The 16,599-nt window shown below is 46.2% G+C and carries 11 protein-coding genes and 12 tRNA genes; 17 read left to right on the top strand and 6 right to left on the bottom strand.

What is annotated here, in order from left to right:
- Window positions 1–70: 70 nt before the first annotated feature.
- The 5 genes from J4N44_RS15600 to rsgA form a co-directional block, all read right to left on the bottom strand.
- A complete protein-coding gene (locus tag J4N44_RS15600; RefSeq protein WP_050903338.1) occupies window positions 71–958 on the bottom strand; it encodes a DMT family transporter in 888 nt (295 codons plus the stop codon).
- 123 nt (window positions 959–1,081) lie between these two features.
- Window positions 1,082–2,962 (bottom strand): methyl-accepting chemotaxis protein, encoded by a 1,881-nt coding sequence (locus J4N44_RS15595; RefSeq protein ID WP_047517371.1) that lies wholly within the window; start codon window positions 2,960–2,962, stop codon window positions 1,082–1,084.
- A gap of 278 nt (window positions 2,963–3,240) precedes the next feature.
- Window positions 3,241–4,656: an SLC13 family permease gene (locus J4N44_RS15590; protein WP_005448329.1), complete on the bottom strand. Its 1,416-nt coding sequence runs from the start codon at window positions 4,654–4,656 to the stop codon at window positions 3,241–3,243.
- A gap of 174 nt (window positions 4,657–4,830) precedes the next feature.
- Window positions 4,831–5,688, bottom strand: coding sequence for an archaetidylserine decarboxylase (gene asd / locus J4N44_RS15585; RefSeq protein WP_005448330.1), 858 nt, complete (start codon window positions 5,686–5,688; stop codon window positions 4,831–4,833).
- Window positions 5,689–5,804: 116 nt separating this feature from the next.
- Window positions 5,805–6,869: a small ribosomal subunit biogenesis GTPase RsgA gene (rsgA, locus tag J4N44_RS15580; RefSeq protein ID WP_005448333.1), complete on the bottom strand. Its 1,065-nt coding sequence runs from the start codon at window positions 6,867–6,869 to the stop codon at window positions 5,805–5,807.
- A 129-nt stretch (window positions 6,870–6,998) separates the two neighbouring features.
- Between rsgA and orn the strand changes: the two genes are divergently transcribed.
- The 13 genes from orn (at window position 6,999) to J4N44_RS15515 (ending at window position 9,337) form a co-directional block, all read left to right on the top strand.
- Entirely contained in the window at window positions 6,999–7,544 is a 546-nt protein-coding gene (gene orn / locus J4N44_RS15575; protein ID WP_005448335.1) for an oligoribonuclease, read from the top strand.
- A gap of 156 nt (window positions 7,545–7,700) precedes the next feature.
- Window positions 7,701–7,776 (top strand) — tRNA-Gly (locus J4N44_RS15570).
- Window positions 7,777–7,831: 55 nt separating this feature from the next.
- Window positions 7,832–7,908 (top strand) — tRNA-Met (locus J4N44_RS15565).
- Window positions 7,909–7,926: 18 nt separating this feature from the next.
- Window positions 7,927–8,002: transfer RNA gene (locus J4N44_RS15560), tRNA-Gly, on the top strand.
- Window positions 8,003–8,041: 39 nt separating this feature from the next.
- Window positions 8,042–8,118: transfer RNA gene (locus tag J4N44_RS15555), tRNA-Met, on the top strand.
- Between the two features lie 18 nt (window positions 8,119–8,136).
- A tRNA-Gly gene (locus J4N44_RS15550) sits at window positions 8,137–8,212 on the top strand.
- A gap of 42 nt (window positions 8,213–8,254) precedes the next feature.
- Window positions 8,255–8,331 (top strand) — tRNA-Met (locus J4N44_RS15545).
- Window positions 8,332–8,349: 18 nt separating this feature from the next.
- Window positions 8,350–8,425 (top strand) — tRNA-Gly (locus tag J4N44_RS15540).
- Between the two features lie 39 nt (window positions 8,426–8,464).
- A tRNA-Met gene (locus J4N44_RS15535) sits at window positions 8,465–8,541 on the top strand.
- An 18-nt stretch (window positions 8,542–8,559) separates the two neighbouring features.
- A tRNA-Gly gene (locus J4N44_RS15530) sits at window positions 8,560–8,635 on the top strand.
- A 35-nt stretch (window positions 8,636–8,670) separates the two neighbouring features.
- Window positions 8,671–8,746 (top strand) — tRNA-Gly (locus tag J4N44_RS15525).
- Window positions 8,747–8,781: 35 nt separating this feature from the next.
- A tRNA-Gly gene (locus J4N44_RS15520) sits at window positions 8,782–8,857 on the top strand.
- A gap of 403 nt (window positions 8,858–9,260) precedes the next feature.
- Window positions 9,261–9,337 (top strand) — tRNA-Met (locus J4N44_RS15515).
- Between the two features lie 528 nt (window positions 9,338–9,865).
- Here J4N44_RS15515 and queG read toward each other — a convergent pair.
- Window positions 9,866–10,993, bottom strand: coding sequence for a tRNA epoxyqueuosine(34) reductase QueG (queG, locus tag J4N44_RS15510; RefSeq protein WP_005451394.1), 1,128 nt, complete (start codon window positions 10,991–10,993; stop codon window positions 9,866–9,868).
- 298 nt (window positions 10,994–11,291) lie between these two features.
- On the opposite strand from queG, the gene tsaE reads away from it, so the two are divergent.
- Genes tsaE through miaA form a run of 4 tightly spaced genes read left to right on the top strand, consistent with a single transcriptional unit; the run spans window position 11,292 to window position 16,491 of the window.
- Window positions 11,292–11,756 carry a tRNA (adenosine(37)-N6)-threonylcarbamoyltransferase complex ATPase subunit type 1 TsaE gene (gene tsaE / locus J4N44_RS15505; RefSeq protein ID WP_005438321.1) on the top strand — a complete coding sequence of 155 codons (465 nt, stop codon included), beginning with the start codon at window positions 11,292–11,294 and terminating at the stop codon, window positions 11,754–11,756.
- Complete coding sequence (locus J4N44_RS15500; RefSeq protein ID WP_239924178.1) at window positions 11,750–13,480, top strand: LysM peptidoglycan-binding domain-containing protein; 1,731 nt, start codon at window positions 11,750–11,752, stop codon at window positions 13,478–13,480. The genes tsaE and J4N44_RS15500 overlap by 7 nt, the downstream gene beginning before the upstream one ends.
- Window positions 13,481–13,498: 18 nt before the next feature.
- Window positions 13,499–15,562, top strand: a complete 2,064-nt coding sequence (gene mutL / locus J4N44_RS15495) for a DNA mismatch repair endonuclease MutL (protein ID WP_239924179.1) — start codon at window positions 13,499–13,501, stop codon at window positions 15,560–15,562.
- On the top strand, window positions 15,559–16,491 hold the full coding sequence (miaA, locus tag J4N44_RS15490; protein ID WP_005451402.1) for a tRNA (adenosine(37)-N6)-dimethylallyltransferase MiaA: 933 nt from the start codon (window positions 15,559–15,561) through the stop codon (window positions 16,489–16,491). Before mutL ends, miaA begins: the two co-directional genes overlap by 4 nt.
- The last annotated feature ends 108 nt before the right edge of the window (window positions 16,492–16,599 follow it).

The raw sequence follows: 16,599 nt of genomic DNA, 5'->3' as shown, positions 1-16,599 counted from the left end.
TTGTGTCTGCGATCCTGTGTTGGGTAAGGCGAAGAGTTATTAAGGTCAATAGTCCCTAATTGAACCTGAACTATTGCACTAGGATGCCCGTACCAATAACCGCTAGTGCAGCACCTAACCAAGCAAATCGATTTGGGCGTTTCTTGGTATAAATCCACAGTAGTGGCAACAACATGATAGGTGTTGTTGAAGAAAGCAGCGCTACCATTCCCACGTTACCCTCACGTAGGGCGTAAAGAATCAATGTCATACCAATCGCCATAGCCAAAAAGCCATTTAATGCTGTAATGCCAAAGACTTTCCACGTGATAGTTTGCGTTGCGCGAGCCACTTTCGCACCAATTAACCAGAGCGCATAGTGCGCGATGAAGGCACTGATCATACGAATGGCAGAGGCTGCGACAGGGTCAACAGTGGTTTGCATGACAGGTTTAGCGATGATGCCTCCCAGAGCCTGACACATAGCGGCGGTTAAACCGAGCCCGATACCAATCCAAACGTTGCCTTTGATCTCTTCTAGCGCGTTGCTAGCTTGCCCGCGTCGACCATAGAAAATCGCCATTACGACACCGCTGAAGACTAAGGTTGCACCAATCAACTCCGTGCCAGTCATGCTTTCGCTAAATAGGAAGTAACCCAAGATGGCAGAGAACACCGCATGGCAAGAAAACAACAAGCCTGCTTGGCGTGGTCCCATGCGATTCAAACAGGCGAACAACGCGGTATCGCCAATAAAGATGCCAATTAAACCGGACGCCATCATTGGCGTAATATGTTCGGTGGAGACACTTAGCCAGCCCCCCGTGATCCACGCCATCGTGGAGAGGATGACCGCGGTACAGCCCATACGCCATCGACTATAAGCAAACGCCCCAAGATGTTGAGCGGGAACAACAGAAATTAAGCTAGAAACAGCCCATAAGAAAGCAGCGCACAGCGCCAGCCATTCATAACCCATGATTGCGAGACATCCTTGTAGAGCAGGGGAGAGGCTTTAATATGCATGAATTTATAAAGATCTAAAAGCGCATATTTATGCCAATAAAAAAGCAGCTCGTTGAGCTGCTTTTGATGGGGAGGATTACACTTTAAAGCGACTGATGTTTTCACGCATCGTATTGGCGGTATCGTACATCTGACGTGAACCTTCACTGCTCTTAAGTGATTGCTCGGCAATCATATCGGCATCGTCTTTAATGCCTTGCGTGTTACGGCTGATGTCTTCGCTTACCGCGCGTTGCTCTTCTGCTGCGCTTGCGATTTGCATTGCCATGTCGTTGATCTCAGTGATCGAGTTAGTAATGCTGGTTAAGCTGTCGTGTGCTTGCTGAGCATAATCCACGCTAGTATCTGCCAAACTGGTACTGGTTTGCATGCTATTTACTGCCAGTTTGGTGTTGTTTTGCAACGTTTCGATCATGGTGCGGATTTCTTCCGTCGAACCATGGGTGCGTTGGCTAAGTACGCGTACTTCATCGGCAACCACGGCAAAGCCGCGACCTTGCTCACCAGCACGAGCCGCTTCAATGGCAGCATTAAGTGCCAACAAGTTAGTTTGTTCGGCAATACCTTGGATCGTCGATAGGATTTGGTTGATGCTTTGCGTGTTTGCTTCTAGCTCCGAAATTACGCTGGCGGCATCGCTAACTTGCTCTGCGAGCTCTACGATCGCTTCACGATTCTTCTGGATGACGTTTTGTCCTTCCATACAAGCAGACGCTGAGTTTTGTGAAGCGCTTGCCGTCAGCTCTGCATGACTTGCTACCTCAGCAGCGGTTGCTGACATCTCATGAATGGCGGTTGCAATTTGGTTAACGTCGTTTTGTTGATGCTCAACGCGACCCGCAGCCATCGCAGATAGCTCATTTGCTTGATTCGCTTGTTCTGAAAGCTGTTCACTGTTCTCGACAATGCTTTTTAACATGGTCTGCATTTGTGCAAGGAACTGGTTCACGTGGGTTGCGAGTTCGCCAATTTCATCCATGCGCTCGATCTTGATGCGTTGCGTAAGATCGCCTTCGCCCTGTGATAGCTCTGAAAGCGCATCAGACAGCGTTTGGAGAGGTTGTAGCAAGCGAGTGATGATGTAAGTACTGATTGCCGCAATAATCAGGTACAGCACGATAGAAGCAATAGCCGTAAATGTCACTTGCTCAGAGACAGACGCAAATGCCATTTGTTTGTCTTGCACAATACCTAAAGACCAATCGGTGTTCGGCACTTTAGCTACGTAAATCAGCTTATCGCCTTGGCTGGACCATTGAATCGTGTCTAGCCTTGCTTCGCCAGCAAGTGTCATCATCGTACTATGAGTTAAGGCTGGATTGAGCTCTGTCAGCGGCTTTTGGCTAAGCTTTTCATCTTTGTAAGCTACCAAGTTATTGTTGCCATCAACTAGGAATGCGAAACCGTCATTATCAAGCTGAATATTAAGGACTTCTTTGATGATGTCAGTTACCGCTAAATCAGCGGCAAGCACCCCTTTCTTACCTTGATTGAATGCCTTAGCAAAGCTAACCACAATGCTGCCATCGAAATCTTGGTATGGCTCTGTGATGATCAAACCAGATTTCGCCATCGCATCTTGGTACCAAGGGCGAGTGCGAGGATCGTAGTCAGAAGGCCAAGATTCAGATTTATCACCGTAGGCAATTGAGCCATCAGAGAAGCCAGCATAAACCGATAGAAACTTACCGGCTCGCTTTGTCAGTAGCATCTCGCGATCGGCATCGTCACTGCCAGCGATGATGTTTTCATTCGCGAGCATCATATCGCTGCGAATTGCAAGCCAGTCACTGATGTAGCGGTTGGTCGATTGAGAGATGTTTTGAATTTCTCGATTAAGGGTAGAAGTGGTTTCTTCGCGTAGTTGATTGACGGAAACCCAAGCCTGAACGCCACTAACAATGGCGATAATGACTGCAATCGCAATCTGTATTTTTAATTTGATGGTATTTCTCATTGTCTTACCTTCATAAAACAGACAAAAAGATCAACGTCACGAGTTGTGACTCCAAAGGGTATGAGACGATTCAAGCACTGAAAGTTACATGAAAGGCTGTACAAAATTTATCGACCTATATTCGATAAACTTGAGTCGAATAGTGTGATTTTTATTCAACTTATTGATTAACTAAGTGAATCAAATTTGAGATAAAAACAGAGGGAGTGATGCAAAACCAGATAGGTATATGGGTGATAAAGCTCTGCGGCAACCTTTTGTTACCGCAGAGCGATGGACTAAAACAGAATAATTACCGCACCATAGACAATGAACAGACCGACCAAGCCGATAATCAAACCGACCTTCGCCATGTCTTTACTTTCAATTAATCCCGTCGAGTACGCAAGGGAGTTTGGTGGTGTTGATACTGGTAAGATCATACCTAGTGAAGCCGAGAAAGCGACGACAACCAGCAATCCTTGTAAGCCACCGATGGCAACCAGACTCGGCATAGATGCACCAATCGCCGCTGCAATCGGCATCAACAAGTTCGCAGTGGCAGTATTCGACATAAAGTTTGCCATTAGCCAGCACACGATCGATAGGGCAACAACGACAGCGAATGGTGATAGGGACTCATAATCAATTGCGTGTGCGAGTGCTTCAGCCAAGCCAGTTTTATCTAACGCAATACCAATGGCGATACCACCAGCTACCAGCCATAGCACATCCCAGTTGATAAGCTTGAGCTCTTCTTTGCCCATGATGCCCGTTAAGGTAAACACCGCGAGTGGAATGATAGCGACTACATAGGTATTCATGCCATGCACTTTAGTTGTCATCCATAGCAGGATGGTCATAGCGAAGGTCACGTAGACCACTATGGCACGCCAGCTTTTCTTAAATTTACCATCCAAGCGCAGTTTCATTTCCGGTTCACTAGAAGGGAAGAGCTTTTGCAATAAGAACCAAGCTAGCGTCAGTTGCACTAAGACAAAAGGCAAGCCCATCATCATCCAAGATAGGAAATCGATGCTGTTTTCTCCGGTTAAATATTGCAAGGCAATCGCGTTAGGCGGGGTACCGATTGGTGTCGCGATACCACCTGTATTAGCCGCAATTGGAATACAGAGAACCAGCGCTTTTATCCCCAAATCGCCTTTTGGTGCAGATGCAACGATAGGACCCAATAGCGCAAGCATCATAACGGTAGTCGCAGTGTTTGACATAAACATCGAGAACACGGCAGTGATCAGCATTAAACCCAACATAATGAACTTAGGTTGAGTGCCAAACGGTTTAAGAAGAACACGGGCGAGGTTGTTATCAAGTTCGTATTTAGAAGCGGCAATCGCGAGCGCAAAGCCACCCATGAAAAGGATGATAATAGGAGAAGAGAACGCAGAAAATATATCCGTATAAGCAATCAAATCTCCCAAATCATGCCCCGGAGGAGGGGTACGAAAGAGATGTAAGCCTTTGTCCGATATCATAATCAATTCAAGAGCAATGATAAGAATGGACGTAGCAAATACGGGGACGGGTTCTAAAACCCAAAGTAGTGCAGCAAGAAGGAAAATAGCCAATAGACGATGTTGAATTAAAGTGAGATCGTCAATTGGAATGGCATCGATCGGCATCATTAAGACACCGAGTGGAATCAAAAAACACACCAGTAATTTGACCAGTGTGTCCGCACTCATCTTTGGCATTGGCAGCCCCTTTTATCATCATCCCTCAACGCAGAGTAATTGATTGCGCTTTTAGGTACTTAGAGGCAAGTACGAGTTTGAAAAAGAGAGGCGAAATTTCGAACAGAGTTTTGCTTTTCGTCAATAAAAAAGCCCCCGTAAACGGAGGCTTCAAAGTCAGTTTGAGTAGGAGTCTTACTGCTGATGAGCGTAAGGTGTACCCATTACGGTTGGCTTACCATTTTCCATGCTTTCATCGAATGCGATAGCATCTTTTGCAAAAAGGTTGATAACGGTTGAGCCAAGCTTGAAGCGCCCCATTTCTTCGCCTTTCTTCAAGATAACCGCTTTATCGCCTTCAGCAGGGTAGTCCCATTTGTAAACCGAGTTACCGCGTGGTGGCGTGATAGTGCCTGCCCATACTTGCTCGATGCTACCTACGATAGTTGCACCAACCAGTACTTGTGCCATTGGACCAAACTCAGTATCGAAGATACACACTACACGCTCGTTACGTGCAAATAGGTTTGGCACGTTCTCTGCGGTTAGTGGGTTAACTGAAAATAGGTCACCAGGTACGTAAATCATCTGACGTAGCGTACCGTCACATGGCATGTGTACGCGGTGGTAGTCACGAGGCGATAGGTACAAGGTAGCAAAAGAGCCGTCTTGGAACTCTTCAGCCAGTTTTGTGTCACCACCTAGTAGCTCTTGTGCTGAGAAGTTATGACCTTTAGCTTGGATAAGCTGACCATCTTCAATCGGACCAAATTGGCTTACGCACGCGTCCGCAGGGTGAGTGATCACCTTTTCACCTTCCGTAATTGGACGAGCGCCTTCTTTTAGCTCACGTACAAAGAATTCATTGAAGGTTTTGAAGTGCTTAGGATCGGAGTACTTCGCCTCATCCATGTTCACATTGTATTGTTTGATAAACCAGCGAATGATTGCTGTTGTTAGACCGCCAGCCTCAGCTGAAGCCAGTTTACCCACTAGGCGCGTTAGTCCGTGTTGTGGGATCCAGTACTGCAGTCCAACTTTAATCTTGTCCATCTTTAATTCCGATACTTCTGTTAGATTCTCGCTTTAGGGCGCGTGATGTTACTGAAATTTCATCTGCTTGTCAGTATTAGGTGATGATTTCTTACACAGTTGCAGCGTTATCTCGGCTACAGATCAGCTTTCTTGCTGCGTGAGTACTGACGGTTGGCTTTGTTTTCTACCATGCTTTCTAGGATGCGATGATAGTTCTCAAAACGGACTTCACTCACTTCGCCTTTTTCCACGGCCTCTCGCAAGATACAGCCAGGATCGTCATTGTGCTTACAGTCGCGGAACTTACAACCGCCAAGATAAGGACGGAATTCAACAAATGCTTTGGTCACTTCCTCTGCTTCTAAGTGCCACAGACCGAATTCACGTACTCCTGGAGAGTCAATCAAGTCGCCACCAGTAGGGATGTGATACAAGCGAGCTGCTGTGGTTGTATGCTGACCCAAACCTGAGTTCTCTGAGATCTCGCCTTCTTCCACTTCCTGCTCAAGTTCAGGCATCAGTGCGTTTACTAGGCTCGATTTACCTACGCCAGATTGACCAACGAAGATATTGATACGATCACGCAATTGCTCTTCAAGTTCGGCAATGCCTTCACCTGACTGCTTGCTCACAAACAGTACTTTGTAGCCAATGCGTTTGTATTCTTCTAGCCACTCTTCGTACATCGCTCGATCTTCATCAGCAAGTAGGTCTATTTTGTTGAGTACTAGTAGCGGTGCGATGTTCAGGGTTTCTGACGCCACCAAGTAGCGGTCAATGATATTGAGCGAAAGCTCAGGCAAAACCGAAGACACGATCACCATTTGGTCGATGTTAGCGGCGACAGGTTTCAAGCCATCGTAGTAGTCAGGGCGAGTTAGCATTGATGTGCGAGGTTCTACGGCTTCAACCACGCCAGAGATACCTGCCATTGACTCAAGCCCTTCACGCCAAAGCACGCGATCACCAGACACCAGTGATTCGATACCACGACGAAGGTTACAGCGCTGCACCTCACCGGTTTCTAGATCTTCGATGTCAGCGTGCTGACCGAAACGAGTGATAACGAGACCCTGTTTACTTGCGCCCAGCATGTTCTCATCCCACTGGATAGACTCTTCTTGCTTCTTTAGGCGTTTTTGTTGGTTGCTGCGTACGCGGCGCACCTGACCTTTGGTTAACTTTTTCTTTTTTGCCACAATCTTGTACTTAATGTGAGTTAACTCAACTGATTGAGCACGCTTTCGGCTCAAACTCGTGAGTATCGTGTTTCAAGTATTTTCAGGTATAGTACCTCTTTTATCGATAAACAAATAGGCGGCGTAACCATGTCCTTTAGCGATCAAAACCTGATTTGGGTGGATTTAGAGATGACAGGTCTCGATCCTGAAACGCACAAAATCATCGAAATTGCTTCTATCGTCACGGATAGTGAGTTAAATATTTTAGCTGAAGGTCCAGTTTTAGCCGTTCATCAGCCAGAAGAAGAGCTGGCGAAGATGGATGACTGGTGTACCAATACGCACACTGCAAGTGGTTTGGTTGATCGCGTTCGCAACAGTGACGTCTCTGAACAAGATGCCGTTGCGCAGACCATCGAGTTCCTTGAGAAATGGGTACCAAAAGGCGTTTCTCCAATTTGTGGTAACAGTATTGGTCAGGACCGTCGATTCTTGTACAAGCATATGCCTGAGTTGGAAGAATACTTCCACTACCGTTATTTGGACGTGAGTACGCTTAAAGAACTGACTCGCCGTTGGAAACCAGAAGTGTTAGACGGTTTTTCGAAGCAGGGCACGCATCTGGCATTGGATGATATCCGTGAGTCGATTGCTGAGCTAAAGTACTACCGCGAAACGATCTTTAAGATCTAACTGTTAAGGCTGCGATCCAAATTGTTGTAATTAATGAGCGTTTTGCTTGCTTTTTCATCTGTCAGTAAAAAAATAAAGTTTTTTTGAACGAAGGACTTGCATCACAAAAAAATGCTCTTATAATTCGCAGCCCTGAACAGCGGAAACGTTGTTGATGCGACACTAGCTCAGTTGGTAGAGCGCAACCTTGCCAAGGTTGAGGTCACGAGTTCGAACCTCGTGTGTCGCTCCACTTTTCTTAAGTGGAAAGAAAGGCTTTCATCATGCCTTAAATGGTGAACTATGGACGCGGGATGGAGCAGCTTGGTAGCTCGTCGGGCTCATAACCCGAAGGTCGTCGGTTCAAATCCGGCTCCCGCAACCAATTCTCTTTTGAGAATATGCGACACTAGCTCAGTTGGTAGAGCGCAACCTTGCCAAGGTTGAGGTCACGAGTTCGAACCTCGTGTGTCGCTCCAATTTTATAGCTCTCATTGTGCTTAACAATGAAATACGGACGCGGGGTGGAGCAGCTTGGTAGCTCGTCGGGCTCATAACCCGAAGGTCGTCGGTTCAAATCCGGCCCCCGCAACCAATTCTCTTCTGAGAATATGCGACACTAGCTCAGTTGGTAGAGCGCAACCTTGCCAAGGTTGAGGTCACGAGTTCGAACCTCGTGTGTCGCTCCAAATTAAAAGGTTTTCATCATACCTTAAATGATGAACTATGGACGCGGGATGGAGCAGCTTGGTAGCTCGTCGGGCTCATAACCCGAAGGTCGTCGGTTCAAATCCGGCTCCCGCAACCAATTCTCTTTTGAGAATATGCGACACTAGCTCAGTTGGTAGAGCGCAACCTTGCCAAGGTTGAGGTCACGAGTTCGAACCTCGTGTGTCGCTCCAATTTTATAGCTCTCATTGTGCTTAACAATGAAATACGGACGCGGGGTGGAGCAGCTTGGTAGCTCGTCGGGCTCATAACCCGAAGGTCGTCGGTTCAAATCCGGCCCCCGCAACCAATTCTCTTCTGAGAATATGCGACACTAGCTCAGTTGGTAGAGCGCAACCTTGCCAAGGTTGAGGTCACGAGTTCGAACCTCGTGTGTCGCTCCAATTTGATAGCCTTCATTGTGCTTAACAATGACATTGCGACACTAGCTCAGTTGGTAGAGCGCAACCTTGCCAAGGTTGAGGTCACGAGTTCGAACCTCGTGTGTCGCTCCAATTTGATAGCCCTCATTGTGCTTAACAGTGACATTGCGACACTAGCTCAGTTGGTAGAGCGCAACCTTGCCAAGGTTGAGGTCACGAGTTCGAACCTCGTGTGTCGCTCCAGCTTTATAGCTTTCATTGTGCTTAACAGTGAATTGCGACACTCGCTCATTTATAGAGCAGAAACTTGCCAAGGTTGAGGTCACGCCTTTCTATTGTGAATAGGGAACCTCGTGTGTCGCTCCAGCTTTATAGCTTTCATTGTGCTTAACAGTGAATTGCGACACTCGCTCGTTTATAGAGCAAAAACTTGCCAAGGTTGAGGTCACGCCTTTCTATTATGAATAGGGAACCTCGTGTGTCGCTCCAGCTTTATAGCTTTCATTGTGCTTAACAATGAATTGCGACACTCGCTCGTTTATAGAGCAAAAACTTGTCAAGGTTGAGGTCACGCCTTTCTGTTATAGATAGGGCAACCTCGTGTGTCGCTCCAATTCTTATTACTGCAAAAGCAGTGATACACGGACGCGGGATGGAGCAGCTTGGTAGCTCGTCGGGCTCATAACCCGAAGGTCGTCGGTTCAAATCCGGCTCCCGCAACCAATTCACATCGCTCTTTTCATAATGCTGCGAAGCATGAACCCCTGAAAAACAATATTTAATCCGCATCAGTTGATGTCGGACGATTTCGTTTGTGTTTTAAACATGAGACGACTTGTCTGAACAGCGAATAATCTGGTGTTCGGGTCCCTTTCTGTTCTTTAATTAACAGAGTTATCCACATATGTCATTCTGTGGATAAGTTGGTTGATAAAGTGTTCTCAGCTTCAATTTGAAGGACTGTAAAGAAAGATCTTTTCTTTGTGAGGGCACAATAAAAGTTTTTCGTAATTACGTAACTATTTGTTTTTTATAGTAAAACTTACTTTTATTGCGGATCGGATGCGTTAAATTAGGATCATTAATTTGTGTTTTTTTGATCCTAGTCATTTCTTCAGGTTGTGTTTAACTTTTTCATCTTCCCCGAATTCCTTCGACTCTATAATTTTTTTCCACATTACAGAATTGAGAACAAGGTCATGAATTGATCGTGCAAAAAGAGTTTTCAATCTCTTGCATATGAGCTACGCATTATGCGTCTCTTGGAAGTCCTTTTTCTACGATTCTGATTAAACGCTTTTTCTTGGTCTCAATAGAATCCGATTCATTTGCTGGAAGTTGGTTGAATTGTTGTGCAAGAGCCCATTCAATGTGTTCATCGAGCAGTTCACTTTCACCGCGTCTTGCTTCTAGGGCATCAATTGTTCTCTGGCTGTATTCTGCATTGCCAAGTGCGACAGAAATATTACGTAGCCATTGCAGGTGTCCAATTCTACGAATTGCTGACCCTTCCATTTGTTTTAGGAAGGTTGCCTCATCCCAATTGAACATGGTAACGAGATCTGGGTCTTCAAAACTCTCGCGGCGATGAAAATCCTCTTGCTCAGTGATTTCTGCATATCGGTTCCAAGGGCAAACTAATTGGCAATCGTCGCATCCATAGATACGGTTTCCCATCGGTTTGCGGAACTCTTCTGGGATCACACCATCAAACTCAATCGTGAGATATGAGATACAGCGTCTCGCATCCACGACTTTTTCATCGACAATCGCTTGTGTCGGACAAGATGTGATGCAAGCTTTACATTTGTCACATTGATCAACGCTTGGTTCATCAACAGGCAAAGGTAAGTCGATAAGCAGCTCACCAAGGAAAAACCAAGAGCCGCAATCTTTATCCAAAATCAGAGAGTGTTTGCCAGTCCAGCCTAATCCGGCTTTTTGCGCCAATGGACGTTCAAGGATCGGGGCTGAGTCGACAAAAGGGCGATAGCCAAATTGTCCGACTTCTTGCTCAATAAGTTTGCCAAGTTTATTAAGCTGTTTTCTCACCAATTTGTGATAGTCACGCCCGAGCGCGTAACGGCTGATATAAGCGTGGTTTTTGTTTGCCAGATTGGAAGCAAACTTTGCTTCGGGTGGCAAGTAATCCATACGTACGCTAATCACTCGCACGGTTCCCGGCAAAAGTTCATTTGGTCTGGCGCGCATCATGCCGTGACGAGCCATCCAGTCCATTGAACCGTGGTAGCCTTGATCAAGCCATTTTTGCAGAGCCGCTTCATGTTCACTAAGATCAACATCGCAGATACCGACTTTCTGAAAGCCGAGCTCTTTACCCCAAATTTTGATTTGTTGAGCGAGTTGTTCGAAGTTCATGTTTTATCACCGAGATAAAGGGGGGGCGGATCTTACCGGATCTTATGAATTGGTGCTACCAGAAAGTCTAGACATAAAGTCGAGAAATAGATTTTGAAACAAAGTCATTAAAAGTTGACGCAGGCATGAGCAATTTTGTTTATGCATTCAATAGAATCAGGTAATTAGGTTTTGCCTTATTGGCTACTTTTTTCGCACATATGACATTTGAAAGCTTGTCTCTCAAAACCAACACAGTTTACTATTCCTGTTCTTTTGATTTTTATATAGTCAACGATCATTAGTTAGAGAAACATCAATGAGCACGAAACAATTTAACCTGAAAGATGAGCATGAAACGGTAGCACTAGGTACCGCGTTGGCTCAACTTTGTTCCCAACAAACCACTATTTATCTGCATGGCGATCTGGGTGCGGGTAAAACAACCTTTAGTCGTGGTTTTGTCCGTGCTCTTGGTCATCAAGGAAACGTAAAAAGCCCGACCTATACTTTGGTTGAACCTTATCAGCTGGATAAGTGGCAAGTTTACCACTTTGATCTATACCGACTGGCAGATCCTGAAGAGTTAGAATTCATGGGGATTCGCGATTACTTCACGGATGATGCGATTTGTTTGGTTGAATGGCCAGAAAAAGGGCAAGGAATGCTGCCACAACCGGATCTTGATGTGGATATTCGCTACCAAGGCGAGCAGCGCGTAGCCGAACTTACGGCAAATAATGAATATGGTGTGCAGTTACTCAGTCGATTGGAGCTATGTTGAGTCTTTCAAAATTTAGAGTAGTGGCGGCATTTGTCGCCACTTTTCTCCTTATCATCCCCAATTTAGCATTTGCTAACGTCGTTAAAAGTTTCCGAGTTTGGCCTTCACCAGATGAGACTCGTGTTGTCATCGATTTAAGCGCGGAAGCTGACTATTCCTATTTCTCTTTATCTGGACCGGATCGCTTAGTCGTGGATATTAAAAACACGTCTATGCAAGCTAAGTTGCCTGTTACGGTAACGGACAGTCCTGTGTTGAAGCGTGTTCGTAAAAGCTCTCCGCCAAACAAAAGCACATACCGTTTGGTTTTTGAGTTGAAGAAGAGCGTCAAAGCTGAACTGTTTACGCTAAAACCAACGCCAGGTGGTCAGTATGGTCATCGTTTGGTGATTGATTTGCCACATGGGGCGAAAACATCAGCGGCGGCGAGTAATACTTCTAAGCCGAGCAAACCGGCAAAACCAAGCAAAGACATGAGTACGGTCCGACGTGCACAAGAGATTCTGATCGTGATCGACCCAGGCCACGGTGGTGAAGATCCTGGTTCAATTGGTCCATCACGTCGAAAGTATGAAAAAGACGCGGTATTGAGCATCTCTCGTAAGCTTTCAGCCCAGCTAAATGCAGTACCTGGCATCAAAACTCGCATGACTCGTACTGGTGACTACTTCGTCAACTTGAATCGCCGTGTTGCGATTGCTCGTGAACATGACGCACACTTATTAATTTCGATTCACGCCGATGCGTTTACCTCTCCTAAACCTCGTGGTGGTTCGGTGTTCGTGTTAAATACTCGTCGTGCCAATACCGAAATTGCACGTTGGGTTGAGAATCACGAGAAACAATCTGAGCTACTTGGTGGCTCTGGAACGGCATTTGTGAGCAATTCAAATGACCGTAACGTCAACCAAACTTTGTTAGATCTTCAGTTCAGTCATTCGCAAAAAGAAGGTTATAAGTTAGCGACAAACATTTTAGGTGAGATGGGCAAAGTTGCTCGCCTGCATAACTCGAAACCAATCAATACCAGCTTGGCAGTTTTGCGTTCTCCGCAGATTCCTTCTGTTTTGGTTGAAACGGGCTTTATCTCGAACCCAACGGAAGAGAAGTTACTATTCCAACGCTCTCACCAAGATAAGCTAGCGCGTGCGATTACTAAAGCTGTCGTACAGTACTTGAAAGATAATCCACCAGAAGGCACGGTGTTCTCGTCTTCTGCGAAACCTGTTGTGCATACCGTGAAGCGTGGTGAATCGCTTTCTGTGATTGCACAGAAATATGGCTCGTCGACCAAAGCGATTATGAGTGCGAACAAACTCAAATCAAGCGGTTTAGCCGTCGGTCAGAAGCTGAAAATCCCGGGTACAGGTGCCGTTTCAGTATCCATCCCGAATAAACCTAACACGGTAGAAACTGAGACAATTACGCACACTGTTAAATCTGGCGAGTTCCTCGGTAAGATCGCAAGTCACTACAAAGTGAGGATTGCTGATATCCGCCGTGAAAATAATTTGAAATCAGATACGCTTTGGGTCGGTCAGAAGTTGAAGATCACCGTTGCGGTGAAAGACAAACCAATTCGCAAACACAAGGTTGCTCGTGGAGAATACCTAGGCAAGATTGCGTCGAAATATGGTGTCAGTGTCTCTAGCATTCGCAAAGCGAACAACTTGCGCTCTGATGAGCTTGCCGTCGGGCAGGTACTGATTATTCCAAACAAGTAAGTGAACTGATAACTCATCATGACCATTAAGATTTTGCCAGCACGATTGGCAAACCAAATCGCGGCAGGGGAGGTAGTTGAAAGACCTGCCTCTGTCGTGAAAGAACTGGTAGAAAACAGTCTCGACTCTGGTGCAACCCGTATCGATATTGATATCGAGAAAGGTGGCGCTAAGCTAATTCGTGTGCGCGATAACGGCAAAGGGATTGTGAAAGATGAGTTAGGTTTGGCGCTAAGTCGCCATGCTACGTCTAAGATCCATACATTGGACGATCTCGAAGCCATCATGAGTTTGGGGTTCCGCGGTGAGGCGTTGGCGAGTATTAGCTCGGTGTCGCGCTTGACCATGACTTCTCGTCCAGCCGCACAGGAACAAGCGTGGAGTGCCTATTCTGAAGGGCGTGACATGAAGGTCAAACTCCAACCGACGGCGCATCCAATTGGTACCTCAGTTGAAGTCTTAGACCTGTTCTTTAATACGCCTGCGCGCCGTAAATTCCTCCGCACGGAAAAAACCGAATTTGCTCACATCGACGAGCTGCTAAAGCGTATTGCGTTAAGTCGCTTTGATGTCACTATCAATGTTCGCCACAACGGCAAAATGATTCGCCAATATCGCGCGGCAAAAAATCAGCTTCAAACAGAAAAACGCATTGCTGCGGTATGTGGTAATGCTTTTGTGCGTAATATGCTGCGCATAGAACTGGAACATCAAGGGCTCAAGCTTCATGGTTGGATTACAACGCCAGAAGGGGCTAGGCAGCAAAGTGATCTACAGTATTGCTACGTGAATGGTCGCATGATGCGTGACAAATTGATCAATCACGCGATTCGTCAAAGTTACGAAACCAGCCTCAAACCTGATCAATTCGCGGCATATGTATTGTTTATTGAGCTCGATCCGCACCAAGTGGATGTTAACGTGCACCCTGCAAAGCATGAAGTGCGTTTCCATCAAGCACGTCTGGTGCATGATTTCATCTATCAAGCGTTGGCAGATGCCCTTGCGCAAAGTTCAGTGATTGATAAACCACATGTGAATGAATCTGCATTCCACCACGCAGATCCTGTTGAGGCAGCAGAGTCACTTGAGGCAATGACGTCTCTCCCTGAGCCAGAAAGTTCGCCAGAGGCAACTAGAACTCCAGAACTAACTGGTGCTCCAGAACATATCGCTTCCCCAGTGCCAGAACGCGTGTATCAAGCGATTGATAATACCCCAGCCTATCCGGGGCGCTCAGACTACGAAACGAAACCTCGCGATCGTATGCCAAGCGATTCCTCTGTGCGAGAAGCGCGCGTAGCGGACTCGTTCAAGAGAACAGATTGGATTGAATCAAAACCTGCGCCTAAACCGAGTGCACACAAAGAACAGCGTCATGCTGAGCCAGCACCAAGCAAACAAGAGGTGCGTGCGTATCATGAATTGCTACAGACACCTGATTTTGAACCTCGAAGCGAAACCAGTGCGGCTGCGATCACTAATCAAGCAGAGACAGCTTTAACCCCAGTGATGGCGCTGAGCAAAGCTTTAGCTGTGGTCGATGAGCAGTACGTATTAATGAGCAGCGACAGTGGTGTGGCTTTGGTTGCGTTACCAAGAGCTGAGTTCTATCGAACCAAAGGGCAACTCACACCAAGTGATGGTGCATTAAAAGCGCAACCACTACTGGTACCATTATCGGTGAAATTGGAACCGGAGTTGGTTCAACTTGCGCAGGATTACCAACAAGATTTTGCTCAGTTAGGCATTCAGCTAAAAGCTCGAAATGATAAAGCCTTGATGGTCATGGGCGTACCTTCACCATTGCGTCAACAAAACTTACAAAATTTGATACCAGATCTGTTATCTTACGCGCAAACTCGCGTGACGAGGGAAGTGGCAACGGCTCAGTTATTATCTGAGCTGATAGATTGGCTTGCTTTGCAGGTCACCACAGTTAAGAGCCACTATACTCTTTCCGAAGCCATCCAAATTATTGCGGAACTTGAACAGCTAAGACATGGTCAATTGCCATTAGAAGACACGAAATTTGTGTCTGCTGTTGATTTCTCTGCCACGATTGCCAAATTAAGACCATGACAGACAAACTACCTTTGGCGCTATTTTTAATGGGGCCAACTGCATCAGGTAAAACAGAGCTAGCGATTCGTCTTCGCCAGAAATATCCGGTTGAGATCATCAGCGTGGATTCGGCGTTGATCTACAAAGACATGAACATTGGTACGGCGAAACCTGATGAGCGCGAGCTGAGTCTAGCGCCGCATCGTCTCATCGATATTCTTGACCCGAGCGAATCGTACTCTGCGGCGGACTTCCGTCGTGATGCACTACAAGCAATGGATGACATTGTTGCAGAAGGAAAAATTCCGCTCTTAGTTGGCGGTACAATGCTGTATTACAAAGCGTTACTTGAAGGCTTATCACCTCTTCCTGCTGCAAATCCTGAAATTCGTCAGCAAATTGAGCAAGAGGCATTGACTAAAGGTTGGTCGGTGTTGCACGATGAGCTGAAAGAGATTGATCCTGTATCAGCTGCGAGAATTCATCCAAACGATCCTCAACGTTTATCGAGAGCGTTGGAAGTCTTCCGTATTTCAGGTAAAACTCTTACTGAGTTGACTCAAACTAAAGGCGACAGCTTGCCTTACCGAGTCAAACAGTTTGCAATAGCTCCCAAGGACAGGGCAGAACTTCACCGTCGAATTGAACTGCGTTTCGATAAGATGATGGAAGCGGGTTTTGAAGAGGAAATGAAAGCGTTGTATGCGCGCAAGGATCTTCACCCTGATCTTCCTTCTATCCGTTGCGTTGGCTACAGACAGATGTGGGAGTACTTAGATGGGGACTGCACACGCGACGAAGCCGTTTTTCGTGGCATTTGTGCAACTCGTCAATTGGCCAAGCGTCAAATCACCTGGTTACGCAGCTGGAATGATTTAACTTGGTTGGATAGCGATAACATTGAACAGGCACTTGAAACCATGTCAGAAGCAATAGCATCTGATTGAGATAGCTGTGTATAATGTGATCGTTTTTGCGTGAACGCACTCTCAAAGGATCTGTTATTGGCGGTTTTTATACTATGCTGCTAATTACTTAGGGTGCATTTTTGATTC

Source organism: Vibrio sp. SCSIO 43155 (assembly GCF_023716605.1).
Lineage (GTDB): Bacteria > Pseudomonadota > Gammaproteobacteria > Enterobacterales > Vibrionaceae > Vibrio > Vibrio harveyi.
Note: the sequence above shows the minus strand (reverse complement) of the source record. Positions and strands in the feature narration are given on the sequence as shown.